Origin of the sequence: Stenotrophomonas sp. As-7 (assembly GCF_030291015.1) — a bacterium.
Classification (GTDB): Bacteria; Pseudomonadota; Gammaproteobacteria; order Xanthomonadales; family Xanthomonadaceae; genus Stenotrophomonas; species Stenotrophomonas lactitubi.
On sequence record NZ_CP127405.1, the window covers coordinates 2,677,525 to 2,689,847 of the forward strand.

General features: G+C 68.1%; 14 protein-coding genes. 2 read left to right on the forward strand and 12 right to left on the reverse strand.

Going from position 1 to position 12,323, the window contains the following annotated elements:
* Nucleotides 1-2: 2 nt before the first annotated feature.
* From gspE to QP457_RS12310, 12 genes are all read right to left on the reverse strand, one after another.
* Nucleotides 3-1,445 carry a type II secretion system ATPase GspE gene (gene gspE / locus QP457_RS12255; protein ID WP_180167250.1) on the reverse strand — a complete coding sequence of 481 codons (1,443 nt, stop codon included), beginning with the start codon at nucleotides 1,443-1,445 and terminating at the stop codon, nucleotides 3-5.
* Nucleotides 1,442-3,817, reverse strand: coding sequence for a type II secretion system secretin GspD (gene gspD, locus QP457_RS12260; RefSeq protein WP_205404303.1), 2,376 nt, complete (start codon nucleotides 3,815-3,817; stop codon nucleotides 1,442-1,444). Before gspD ends, gspE begins: the two co-directional genes overlap by 4 nt.
* Nucleotides 3,814-4,326, reverse strand: coding sequence for a type II secretion system protein GspM (gspM, locus tag QP457_RS12265; RefSeq protein ID WP_240196399.1), 513 nt, complete (start codon nucleotides 4,324-4,326; stop codon nucleotides 3,814-3,816). The genes gspD and gspM overlap by 4 nt, the downstream gene beginning before the upstream one ends.
* Nucleotides 4,327-4,337: 11 nt before the next feature.
* Complete coding sequence (gspL, locus tag QP457_RS12270) at nucleotides 4,338-5,504, reverse strand: type II secretion system protein GspL (RefSeq protein WP_205404305.1); 1,167 nt, start codon at nucleotides 5,502-5,504, stop codon at nucleotides 4,338-4,340.
* Nucleotides 5,501-6,406 (reverse strand): type II secretion system minor pseudopilin GspK, encoded by a 906-nt coding sequence (gspK, locus tag QP457_RS12275; protein ID WP_240196400.1) that lies wholly within the window; start codon nucleotides 6,404-6,406, stop codon nucleotides 5,501-5,503. The genes gspL and gspK overlap by 4 nt, the downstream gene beginning before the upstream one ends.
* 9 nt (nucleotides 6,407-6,415) lie before the next feature.
* Entirely contained in the window at nucleotides 6,416-6,853 is a 438-nt protein-coding gene (gspG, locus tag QP457_RS12280) for a type II secretion system major pseudopilin GspG (protein ID WP_089235831.1), read from the reverse strand.
* Nucleotides 6,854-6,910: 57 nt separating this feature from the next.
* Nucleotides 6,911-7,495 carry a hypothetical protein gene (locus QP457_RS12285; RefSeq protein ID WP_205404306.1) on the reverse strand — a complete coding sequence of 195 codons (585 nt, stop codon included), beginning with the start codon at nucleotides 7,493-7,495 and terminating at the stop codon, nucleotides 6,911-6,913.
* A gap of 119 nt (nucleotides 7,496-7,614) precedes the next feature.
* Nucleotides 7,615-8,166, reverse strand: coding sequence for a hypothetical protein (locus QP457_RS12290; RefSeq protein ID WP_205404307.1), 552 nt, complete (start codon nucleotides 8,164-8,166; stop codon nucleotides 7,615-7,617).
* A 53-nt stretch (nucleotides 8,167-8,219) separates the two neighbouring features.
* Entirely contained in the window at nucleotides 8,220-9,200 is a 981-nt protein-coding gene (locus tag QP457_RS12295; protein ID WP_205404308.1) for a DUF4880 domain-containing protein, read from the reverse strand.
* Between the two features lie 69 nt (nucleotides 9,201-9,269).
* Complete coding sequence (locus tag QP457_RS12300; RefSeq protein WP_089237960.1) at nucleotides 9,270-9,800, reverse strand: sigma-70 family RNA polymerase sigma factor; 531 nt, start codon at nucleotides 9,798-9,800, stop codon at nucleotides 9,270-9,272.
* A gap of 16 nt (nucleotides 9,801-9,816) precedes the next feature.
* The gene (locus QP457_RS12305) at nucleotides 9,817-10,497 is read right to left on the reverse strand and encodes an STN domain-containing protein (RefSeq protein ID WP_205404417.1); all 681 of its coding nucleotides are present in this window, start codon (nucleotides 10,495-10,497) and stop codon (nucleotides 9,817-9,819) included.
* Between the two features lie 149 nt (nucleotides 10,498-10,646).
* Nucleotides 10,647-11,111: an Lrp/AsnC family transcriptional regulator gene (locus tag QP457_RS12310; protein ID WP_025874361.1), complete on the reverse strand. Its 465-nt coding sequence runs from the start codon at nucleotides 11,109-11,111 to the stop codon at nucleotides 10,647-10,649.
* A gap of 124 nt (nucleotides 11,112-11,235) precedes the next feature.
* Here QP457_RS12310 and QP457_RS12315 point away from each other — a divergent pair, with 124 nt between their 5' ends.
* Nucleotides 11,236-11,970 carry an AzlC family ABC transporter permease gene (locus QP457_RS12315; RefSeq protein ID WP_100552679.1) on the forward strand — a complete coding sequence of 245 codons (735 nt, stop codon included), beginning with the start codon at nucleotides 11,236-11,238 and terminating at the stop codon, nucleotides 11,968-11,970.
* On the forward strand, nucleotides 11,967-12,281 hold the full coding sequence (locus QP457_RS12320) for an AzlD family protein (RefSeq protein WP_099818656.1): 315 nt from the start codon (nucleotides 11,967-11,969) through the stop codon (nucleotides 12,279-12,281). The genes QP457_RS12315 and QP457_RS12320 overlap by 4 nt, the downstream gene beginning before the upstream one ends.
* Nucleotides 12,282-12,323: the final 42 nt, after the last annotated feature.

Below are 12,323 nucleotides of genomic sequence, written 5' to 3' on the forward strand. Positions count from 1 at the left end.
CCTCAGTCGTCACCGGTCACGCGCAGGATCTCCTCCAGCGTGGTCACCCCGCTGTCGACCCAGCGCTGCCCGTCCTGGCGCAGGCTGCGCATGCCGGCACGCCGCGCGGCCTCGCGTAGCGCGGGTTCGCCCTGCCCTTCATGGATCAACGCGCGCACGCGCTCATCCACCACGAACAGTTCATGGATGCCGGTGCGCCCACGGTAGCCGCTGTTCGCGCAGGCGGAGCAGCCTACGGCCCGCCACACTGTGCGCCCCTCGGTATCGGTCTCGGCACGCCTACACTGCAGGCACAGCCTTCGCACCAGTCGCTGTGCCAGCACACCGCGCAACGATGAGGCCAGCAGGAACGGTTCCACGCCCATGTCCGCCAGTCGGGTCACCGCCGAAATCGCATCGTTGGTATGCAGCGATGCCAGCACGCCGTGACCAGTCAGCGACGACTGCACCGCGATCTGCGCCGTTTCCAGGTCGCGGATCTCACCGATCATGATGGTGTCCGGATCCTGGCGCAGGATCGCGCGCAATGCCGTACCGAAGCTCATGCCGATGCGCGCGTTGACCTGGATCTGGCCGATGCCGGCGAAGTCGTACTCCACCGGGTCCTCCACGGTGAGGATGTTGCTGGTGCTGCTGTCGAGCTGCCCGAGCGCCGCATACAGCGAGGTGGTCTTGCCGCTACCGGTCGGCCCGGTCACCAGCACGATGCCATGCGGCTGGCGGATCAACCCGGTGAAGGTGGCCAGGGTATCGTCGGCCATGCCAAGGCGTTGCAGCTGCAGGCGCCCAGCGTCCTTTTCCAGCAGGCGCAGCACCGCGCGCTCGCCATGTCCGGTCGGCACCGTGGACACACGGATGTCCAGCGGTCTGCCCCCCACGCGGATGGCGATGCGCCCGTCCTGCGGCAGGCGCTTCTCGGCGATATCCAGGTGGGCCATGATCTTGATGCGCGATACCAGCGCCGCATGCAGCGCACGCCGTGGCTGCACCATGTCACGCAGGGTGCCATCGACGCGGTAGCGCACCACCGAATGCGTTTCGAAAGGTTCGATGTGCAGGTCGCTGGCGCCATCACGCGCGGCCTGCGCCAACAGCGCGTTGATCATGCGGATCACCGGCGCATCGTCCTGCGCATCCAGCAGATCGGTCACCTCGGGCATGTCCTGCATCAGCCGGTCGAGATCGACTTCGCTTTCGGCCGCGCCGACCACCGCAGCAGCGTCGCCACCGTCACGATACTGCTCGCCCAAGCGCTGCTGCCAGGCCGCCCCTTCCAGTACCTGGAACGGCAGCGGCCCGTGCCGGCGGCGCAGCTCGGCCACCGCCCAGGCGGCGGTCTCGGTGGTCCCCAGCAGTACCGGCGCGCCCCCTGCTTCGGCCAGCATCACCCCGTGGCTTCGCACCCAGGCATACGGCAGCAGTGGCAACGGCACGGGCGTGCTCATGGGCCGATGACCAGTTCCGGGGTGTAGCCCAGCCCGCGCAGCTGCTGCAGCGCCGGGTCGAGCGTGGCCGGGTCGCGCGCCACCCGCACCCGCAGACGCTGTCCCGTTTCACCCGGCGTGGTCTCGGCATAGGCCTGCAGGCCAAGCGCGCGTACCTGTGCCACGGCCTGGGTGGCACGTGCCGCGTCCAGCCCCTGTGCAAACTGCACCACCTGCACATTGCCCTCGCTGGCCGGATACAACGCCGCAAGGCTGCCGTTCTGCAACGGCTGGCCCTGGCCATCACGCGCATTGCCCTGGCCAAGCACCGACAGGTCCTGCGGCGGCAGCTGCGGTGCCGACAGCGCCGGCAACGCCCAGCTCTGCACCGGCTGCGCAGCGGCCTGTGCATTGCGCATGTAGTCATAGCGGTCGCGGGTCAGGCGCTGTCCGGCGGCCGGGTCGCGCACCACGTGCGGGCGCAGGAACACCATCAGGTTGGTCTTGGCCCGCTTGCGCGTGTCGCTGCGGAACAGCGCGCCCAGCACAGGGATCTTCCCCAGCCCCGGTACCGCATCGCGGCCATGGCTGACGCTGTCTTCCAGCAGGCCGCCCAGCACCATGATCTGGCCGTCATCGAGCAGCACGCTGGTATCCAGCGCCCGCTTGTTGGTGATGATGCCGGCGCTGCCCGAGCTCTGCGCATCGATGCTGCTGACTTCCTGGTAGATGTCCAGCTTCACCGTGCCGCCCTCGGAAATCTGCGGGCGCACCCGCAGCTTAAGGCCCACGTCCTCGCGTTCGATGGTCTGGAACGGGTTGTTGCTGCCACCGCCACCGTCGGTCACATAGCGGCCACTGACGAAGGGCACGGTCTGCCCGACCATGATGCTGGCCGCCTCGTTGTCCAGGGTCATCAGGTTCGGCGTGGAGAGGATGTTGGCGCCGCCCTTGCTCTGCAGGGCATTGGCCAGCGCCTTCATGTTGAGGATCTGGCCGACGCCCGGCAGATTGATCGTGCCGTCGATCACGCCGATGTTCAGGCCGTCCTTCGGCAGTGCATCCAGCGTGGTGCGCGCGGTAGTGCTGATGCCACTGCCACCGGTGGTGCCACCGAAGTGGGTGCCACCGAACGTGCGGCCGTTGCCCAGCATCCATTGCACGCCCAGTTCAGCGGCATCGGTCTGGTTGACCTCCACGATCAGGCTCTCCACCAGCACCTGCGCCCGGCGCTGGTCGAGCTGGTCGATCACCCGCCGCAGGTTGCGGTACACCGGCTCCGGGGCGGAAATCAGCAGGGTATTGGTGGCGATGTCCGCCTGCACCGAGATGCCGTTCTGGCTGAAGCCGGTGCTGCCGGCATCGATCGGATCACGACGCCCCGGGTCAAGCCGCGGCGATTCCAGCGCATTGCCCTTGCTCTTGCCCTGTGCGGGTTGCGCCGGCGTGCTGGCGCTGCGGTTGGTCTCGCCCGGCAGTGCGGTGATGCCGTCGCTGCTGCCCATCGCCGGCGCATCGCTCTGCCCCGCCACCACGCCACGCAGCACCCCGGCCAGCTGCGTGGCCTGGGCATTGCGCAGGTACACCACATGCAGGTTGCCGGACTCGTCCTGGGCCTTGTCCAGCTTCTCCACCAGCTGCCGCGCCAGGCGCGTGCGGCCCGGGCTGCTGGAGCGCAGCAGCACGCTGTTGCTGCGCGGGTCGGCCATCACCACCACCTTCTGCGCCGGCTCCGCGCCCTGCGCGTCCAGCAACGGTGCGACCATCGCCGCCACGTCCACGGCAATGCCCTGCTGCAGCTTGACCACGTCGGTGTCCATGCCGGCCGGCGTATCCACGCTGGCGATCACCCGCGCGATGCGCTCCAGATTGTCGGCGTAGTCGGTGATGACCAGCGTGTTGTTGCCCGGGTTCGCGGTGATCGGATTATCCGGGCTGATCATCGGCCGCAGTACCGCCACCAGCGCCCCCGCGCTTTCGTAGCGCAGGGCAAACGTGCGCGTGGTTATCTCGCCTCCCGCACCGCCGGCACCAACGCGCCCGCCCAGCAGCTTGGCGTCGGCCTGCGGTACCACCCGGCTGACGCCCCCGCTTTCAACCACGGCAAACCCGCGCATGCGCAATGCACCCAGCAACAGCTGGTAGGCCTGCACTCGGCTGACCGGCCCATCGGAGACCACGGTCATCTTGCCGGTCACCCGTGGATCGACCAGGAACTGGCGGCCGGTGAAGCGTGCCGCCATGCGCAGCACCCCGCCGATATCGGTGTCCACCAGGTTCAACTGTACCGGTTCGCCACTGGCGTCCTGCGCCTGCACCGCCGCCGGAAGATGGGCCAGGCCCACCACCAGTGCCAGTACCGCGCTGCAGCCCAGGCTGCGCATCGACTTCATGGATGGCCACCGCCATTGGCGGCCATCACGATGTTTCCGGAAATCCGTGCCGCCGGCATGTTCGCGTCCCCTGTGCGTTGCAGTTGCAGTTGCTGCAGTTCGATGGCCGGGTCGGCCAGCAAGGGCAGCAGCCAGTTCCAGAGCGCATCGGCGGGCACGCTCTGCACCCGCAGGTGCCAGCGCCCGTCACGCTGTTCGATGTGCAGGCTGTCGGCCAAGCCGGCAGCGGTGATCTGCTGGCGCAGCCCGGCAAGCGTCGGGTGCTGGCCCTGCGCCTGCCGCTGTTGTTCACGGGCACGCAGCAGCGGTGCAAGTGCCGCCGACTGTGCCTGCAGCCGTGGCAGTTCAGCCTGCCAATGGCCGCGCTGTTTCAGCAGCGGCTGCAGCCAGCCCAGCCACAGCGTGGCCGCCACTATCGCGGCAGCCATCAACAGCAGCATCGCGCGCTCGCGCGCCGCCAGCCGCTGCCAACGGTGCTGCAGTCCGCGCAGGGATGCAGCTGTACGCAACCCGGCTGCGGTCACGGCGCAGCCCCGCTGCTGATCCGCAACCGGCCACCGGCTTCGCGCGCAAGCTGCAGCCCGTGTGCCTGCGTCGCCTGCTGCCAGCGCTCCAGCCGTTGCGCGTCCTCGGCCAACGCCTGCGCGTCGGCATCCAGCTCCATCTCCAGCTGGCCCGGCTGATAGCGCAGGCTGCGAACCTGGCCCGCCAACTCAGGTATGGCTTGCAGCACGCTGGCAACCTGCTGCTGCACGGCAGGAAGTGCCCGTGGCGCTGCCGGCACCGCCAGCGCCCGCCGTGCCTGCAACACCGGGTCGACCACATCGTGGATCTCCGGGAAGTGCGTGCTGAACTGCCGCGCCATGTCCTGCCGCAAGGCTTCACCCTCGCCCTGCCAGCGCGATACCTGCAGTTGCAGACCCAGCGCAGCCAGCACCGCCGCCGCCAACGCAAGGCCGATGGCCAGCCGCGGCGCACCTGCCCCCACGGCCGGCAACGGCAGCGACCAGCCAGGCAGCGGACCGCTGGACTGCGCCGCCTGCGCCAGCACGCTGGCCGGCAGGCGCTCGGCCCAGGCAGGCGGTACGGCATCGATCCACTGCACCGCCTGCACCCCAGCCTGCTGCAAGCGTACGGCAAGCATCTGCATCACCGAGGCCAGGTCACGCCCGCTGCACCACTGGACGAAGCCACGATCACGGCCGCAGCGAACCAGTACATGCTCGCCACACAACTGCAAGGTGGCCTGCCCGGCCGACCACGGCAGCAGCAAGGGGGTCGGATGCAGCGCCTGCAACTGCAGCCCACAGTCCTGCAACTGCTGTTGTACCCGCGCAATCGCCTGCAGGCCAAGCCACGCCACCGCCACCGTGCCATCGGCCGCCTGTGTCCCATGGCCGAGCACTACCTCCTGCAGATCATCCAGCAGCATCGCTTCCACTTCGCCCTGCAGGGCCGCCTGCAGGCGGCGCCCGGACAGCGGCGGCAGTTGCAGTTCCAGCAGGATCAGGTCCTGCGGGTCCAGGCTCGCATGCACTATCGCCTGCGGAAAGCGCTGGCCCAGCGTCGACAGACGGTCACTGCCCGTCGCCAGAACACGGTCCTTGTGCAGCTGCGCCCACTCGACCGCGCTGTCCCCATCCAATCGATCCAGCGCCGGCAGGCGCATTCTCAGCTGCGTGCTCATGCACCGATCCTTGTCCATACCCGTTGCACACGCACGCTGTCATCGCGGTACTCGCGCCAGATCAATGCGCGGAAATCCACCGATGCGCCGTCTGCCTGTACCTGGCCAACCGCCAGAAACCACTCGCTGTGGATACCCAGCGGCATCAGCGCCATCTGTTCGTTGCTCAGCTGCAGCCGGTTGGCGATGTCACCGCGGTTGAGCAGCCAGTGGCCACGATCGCGCTCGCCCAGCAGCGCCTGCAGGCGCCCGGCATCCACCCCGGGTGCAATCGCCTGCAGCACGGCGATATCACCTGTATTGGCGTTGACCAGGGTCTGCGCAGGCAGCACCACCGTGCGCCCTGCCAGTGCCTGTACCGCCACCGGATCGGCGCCGGCCAGTACCTGTTCGATCAGCGACTCGCGCGGCAGCGGTGCGCGCGCCTGCCGCGCGCCATCGCGCAGGCGCGACTGGATCTGCGTTGCGGCACTGGCACAGGCGGCGCGAGGCAGCCCCTGCCCGGCACACAGCGTGGTGAACGCACGCATTGCCTCCGCTGCAGGTTGGCCGTCGGCCAGCAGCGTGCGCAGGTTGAACCTCGACTGCGCGTCCACCAGCTGCAGGTGCACCGGCAGTGGCACCTGAAGCTGCAGCGGACGCGCCCAGCGTCCGCTGCCAACTGTGGTCAACTGCTCGCGCGCGTCGTCACGCAACTGCTGCGCCGCGCGCTCCAGGGTGGCGTCCACCGCCATACGCACCTGCATGCGCAGCTGATCGCTGCGTACCGCACGCAGCTGCGCCGATTGACGGGTCAGCAGTGCCGTGGCGATCACCGCCACCAGTGCCACCACCAGCATCGCCACGATCACCGCCATGCCCTGCTGGCGGGCAAATGCACCTGGAATTTTACGGCGTGCCATTGTCTGGCCTCACAACTGCCAGGAGCCGATATCCGCGTTGCCGGCCTCACCGCCGGGCTTGCTGTCGGCCCCCAGTGAGAACACATCGATATCGCCGTGCGTGCCGGGGTTCTGGTACTGGTACGGGTGCCCCCACGGGTCATCCGGCAGGCGGTCGAGGTAGGGCGTTACCGGCATCGCAGCACTGCCCTGCGGTGGCTTCACCAACGCCTGCAGCCCCTGCTCGGCACTGGGGTAGCGACCATTGTCCAGCCGATACAGCTTCATCGCCTGCATCAGCGCGGCGATGTCCTGGCGTGCAGCCACCACGCGGGCCTGATCAGGGCGATCCATCAACCGGGGCACGATCAGTGCAGCCAGAATGCCGATGATGACCACCACCACCATGATCTCGATCAGGCTGAAGCCCTGCTGCCGAGCCCTGCGACCACCCATCTGCGTTGCCATTGTTCCGCCCTCATCATCCTGGAAGAGACCGCTGCCCCATGGTCAGCGGCGCATGTGTCAGTACGATAAACATCCTGCGGAAATCCGCTGTTCCTGCAGCCGATCATCCACGCGGCGTGCATTGGCCACGCAGGCAGCGTCCAGCAGCGACGACGGAATACGCGCAAGCGTGTCGTCCACGCAGCGCTGCAGCAGTGGCGTGGCGCACGCCTGCAGCAGGCGCATGCACTGCAGGGGCGACCAGGCCATGCCATGGTCGAAGCCGATGAACTGCCGATACACCTGGTGATAGCGAAGATCGTCGTGCAGGCGTTGCACGCTCACAGGCGCGCGCAGCGCGACCAGCAGCACCGCACGCTGCACCATGCGCACCTCCCCGCACTCCTGTGCCAGCGTGGCCAATGCCGATTCCGGCCACGGCTGCAGGCGCGCGTCCAGCGCCTGCCGCAGCAGCAGCAACGGATGCCCGCTGGCATCCAGCGCTGACCATCTTGCGGCGTCGGCCCAGGCATCGCTGGACAGCATCCACACCCACGGCTGTCCGTAGCGCTGCACATTCACGGGTGCATGCCGTGCCTGCTCCAGCGACTGGCTCAGGTGGCGATCCAGCTCCAGCATGCTGATCCTGCGACTGTCGTTCATCGGCGTCGCCTGCGCTCCGCGACGCGGGAGCGTCGTACTCTGCAGAAGACGTCAGCAAGGCAACCGAAGCGACAGCACGAACGCGATGTTGAGCAGTGCGTGGCAGCATCGCGGGAATGTCACCGCAGCGTCATCCGCCTGCAGGCTTCCAGGTCCAGGCGCGGAGCATCGCCGCCACAGCGTCGGGCCAGCACGGCAACGTCGCTGCGCTGTGCGAATGCGGCCAGTGCGTGCATCGCATCCGGGTCATCCAACAGTACCGCCATCGACGCCTGCAGCAACGGCAGCTGCCATCCCTCCATCTGCGCATCGGTAGCGGCCACGAACCAGTGCCACAACCGGTGGTAGCGCACGTGATCGTGAAGCGCCGCAAGACCGTCGATGCCATGCATCGCCATCAACAGCAGCGCGCGCGCCAGTGCAGCTGCAGGCAGCGCCCCCGATTCGGACAGCGGCAGTGCCTGCCGCTGCAACCGCAACAGCATCGCCAACGGATGGTCCTGCGGCTCGAATTCCAGCAGCACCGCCTGCTGTCGCCACTGCGCGTCGGACACCACGCATACCCACGGCGCGCCATAGCGGTGCACCATCAGCGGCCGCCGCTGGGTGGTTTCCAACAGCGCCGAGAGATTACGGCGCAGATCCAACACACCGATGGTCTCGTTGCGCATCCTTGGCCTCTCCATGCATGCAGCGGCCGTGCGCGTCGCGCGCAGCCAGGGTCTTACCCCAAGACGGCAATTCCACCCGGAAAGCGACGCAGGCCGAGCGACATCGTCTGCCCGAGCTGCTCCAGCGCCGCATCCGGATCATCGATGCGGAAGCGGCCGCTGACCGGGGCGCGCGCCAGTGCCGATTCGCCCAGCAGCACCTTGCCGCGCCGGTAGCGGTTGATCTCGGCCACCACCTCACGCAGCGGCGCGCGGCGGAACACCAGCATGCCTTCGGTCCACGCGCTGACTTCGGCCGCCACCGCTTCGGCCACCACGCCGCTGAGGCGCTCGTCATACACCGTCTGCTGGCCGGCCTGCAGCTGCAGGCGACCTTGCGGATGCTCGATGCGAACGCTGCCACGCAGGCAGGTCACACGCACCTGGCCGTCGGTGTTGCGCACATCCAGGCGTGCTGCGCCCTCGTCGGCTACAAGACAGCCCGGCCCGGCGAACAATGCCAAGCGTGTCCCCGCTCCAGCGTCGATCGCAGCCTGTCCCTGCACCAGCTCGAAGCCCTCACCCTGCGCGTCGCTGCGCCGGCGCAGGCTGCTCTGCGTATCCAGTTCGATCTTCAGATGTGGCGTCGGCGCAATCAGCAGCCGCTCGCCGGTACCGGTGTGGAAATCGGCCGTCATCGCCGTCACCGAAGGCCACAGACCCAACGGCGGGTGCAGCGCAGCCACCACGGCCAGGCTTGCAGGTGCCGCCACGGCCGCACCAAGGAATGCGCGCCGGCTCCAGCGTTGCACCGGGGTTGCCGCCTGCGGCTGGCGTGCGGCGGCAGGCAGCTGCTCACCGGCCAGGCGTACCTGTTCCCATTGCCGCTTCGCGCGGGCGAAGGCCTGCCGATGGACGGGATCGGCCTCGCACCATTGGCGGAATCTCCTGCCATCGGCCGCAGTGGCCTCGCCCGAGGTCAACCGCACCACCCACGCGTGGGCCTGGCGCTCCACGGCGTCGAGCGGGCGGTGCGGTTGATCGTCAGCGTCCATGAGGGCTCTTGCCGTCCCCGCACGCTGCGGGGTTCTGCTCGGCGTCAAAGTGTAGACGGATGCCGTGCCTCAGAACCGCACCTGCCGCCCCTGCCCGCTGCGTTCGGCCAGGTAATCCTGCGCGGCTTTCAGCTCACGCTGCACCAACCGCAGCGACACCCCCAGATGCTCGGCCACATCACGCTGCTGCAGGCCGTCCACGCGGATCGCCAGCAGTATCCGGCGGCGGCGCTCAGGCATCCGCTGCAGCAGGCCGACCATGTCTTCCAGTGCCATTTCCTGCTCGGCCGCCTGTGCCGGCCCCGGGCCGGGATCGGCCATGTCCATCAACGTATCCACTTCTTCCAGGCTCAGCAGGCGATGGTCGGCGCGCTGGCGGTCGATCACGGTGTTCATCGCCATGCGCAGCAGATACGCCGCAGGGTTCTGCACCGGGTCCAGGCGGTGTCGACGCGTGCTCAGGCGCATCCAGGTGTCCTGCAGCGCGTCGCCGGCCAGCTCTTCCGAGCCCAGCTTGCGCACCAGTCGGCGCTTCAGTTCGTCGTAGGCGCCCAGCAGATGGTCCATCAGGTCCACCGCCCCAGCCGTGCTGTTGCTCATGTTCGATTCCTTGACGTCATGGTTGGGGCGGGCGCCGGCCACAGTCGTGGCCCGCGCTGGAAGGACGGATCTGCAGGGTCACCGGCTGCGGCAGCGCGGCAGCATCGGCGCCCAGCCGCAGGGCCTGCATCGCCTGCAGAAGGCGCGCATCGCGGCGTGCGCTGCCACTGCCGGCAAGCAGTTCGGGGACCTGCACCTGACCATCGTTGGCAATGCGGAAGCGCAGCGTCGCCGCATAGGCTCCCGGTGCCAGGTCAGGGTCGCCACAGAAAGCGGTGCGCAGCCGTTGCTGCAGGTCGCCGAAGCGGCGACGCTGCCCCAGGTCGGCGGCCACATCGGTCAGGGAGGATCCGGTGGCCGCGTGTGCACCGCGGCGCAGCACCACGCGTTGTGCACCAATCAGCTCGGCCTCGACACCCGTGTCCTGCAGCACCACCTGCAGCGCCTGCAGTGGCGGCAGGCTGGCCTGCAGCGGATGGCTGCTGCGGCCGGTACCGAGATCGCCGGGATACATCACCGACCACCCGCTGACGACACTGAAGCGCTCGACCGCCTGTTCCAGCGGTTGCGCGGGAATGTCATAGGATCGGATGTCGTCCTGTGCGGCAGCAGCGAAGGCGAACAGCAACCCGGCGGCGGCGGCCACCCTCCAACGTCTGATTGCATGCTGTCCATTCAGCCCCCTGACGTAGAACACATGACCCTCGGCAGCGACATCAGCTGCAGCGGCGGAGCGCGGTGCGACCAGGTGGGTCGACCTGCACACGGCCGGCAAGCGGGTCAAACCGTAGCGGCGTCACGTGTCATTGCGATGACGGCGGCGCGCAGGGGACGCGCCGGGCCGGTTCAGACCGGCAGTTCAGTGGTCTGCTTGATCCGCTGCATGGGGATTTCGGTCTTGGTGTTCTGCACCCCGGCGATCCGGTTCAGGTGCTGGATCTGGAACTGCCGGTACGCGTCGAGGTCGGCCACTGCCACCCGCAGCAGGAAGTCACAGTCGCCAGCCATCAGATGGCATTCAAGCACTTCCGGGAAGGACTTGATGCTGTTGATGAAGTGATTGGTGGTGTCTTCGTCCTGGCCGCGCAGCCAGACACGGACGAACACAGTGAACCCCCGTCCGATCCTGGCCGCATTCAGCAGGGCCACGTAGCGATCGATGTAACCGCCCTCTTCCAGCAGGCGAACCCGGCGCAGGCAGGCCGACGGCGAGAGCCCCACTTGGCGGGACAGCTCCAGGTTCTGCAGGCGGCCATCGCGCTGCAGGGCGTCCAGGATGCGACGATCCAGGTTGTCGAGCTGGTACTGCATGAAATTCCACTCCTTGACCGGATCACCGCATGATATTGCACATTCGGACGAACCAATGGCATCAACGCAACCCGATTTCGTGATCGGACCGTTAGCATGGGTCACCCCCACTCGTTGTTGATCCATGGACGCCCGAACCACCCTGCCCCTGCCTGATCCCGCCTGCGACACCGCACCACGCGCCGAGTTCCTGCGCGGCCTGCGCGCCGCCGTACCGGTGATGATCGGCTTCATTCCCTTTGCCCTGGTGCTCGGCGCCCAGGCGGCCCAGAAGGGCCTGTCGGCGCTGGAAGTGCCACTGATGACCGGCCTCAACTTCGCTGGCGGGTCTGAATTCGCCGCGGTCGAGCTGTGGACCTCGCCGCCGCACATCGCGTTGATCGTGGCGATCACCGCGCTGGTCAACAGCCGCCACCTGTTGATGGGCGCCAGCCTGGCACCGTTGCTGCAGCATCTGCCGCGCCGTCGCGTGCTGCCGGCGCTGTTCTTCATGTGCGATGAGAGCTGGGCACTGGGCGTGGCCGATGCGCGCCGTCGCGCACTGGGCTTCAGCCTGGCCTACTACCTCGGCGTGTCGGCCGGCCTGTACACCGTGTGGGTGCTCTGCACCGCGCTGGGCGCGATCGTCGGTCCGTTGCTCGGCGACATCCATGCCTACGGCTTCGACATGGCCTTCCCCGCCGTGTTCCTGGTGCTGCTGCGTGGCATGTGGCAAGGCATGCGCGCCGCCCGGCCATGGCTGGTCAGCCTGGTGGTGGCAGCGGGCACCTACCTGCTGGTGCCCGGCGCCTGGTACGTGGCCAGCGGCGCGCTGGCCGGCCTCGCCGCCGCCTGGCTGCTGGCGGAGGACGCGGCATGATCTTCAACGGCCTGATCCACTGGACCTCGGTGCTGACCATCATCCTGATGGCCGCCGCCACCTATCTCACCCGCATCATCGGTTTTCTCGCGCTGCGCAACCGCACCCTGAGCAAGCGCGCGGTAACGGTGATGGAAGCCGCCCCGGGCTGCGTGCTGATCTCGGTGATCGCCCCGGACTTCGTGGCCGACAAGCCGGCCGATCTGGCCGCGCTGGCAATCACCCTGATTGCGGCCACGCGGCTGTCGATGCTGCCGACGGTGCTGATCGGCGTGGTATCGGCGGGGGTGCTGCGGTATGTGATGGGGTGAGCAGCAGAGGACAACCGGCGCCGACAGTCAGCCTCCAGATGC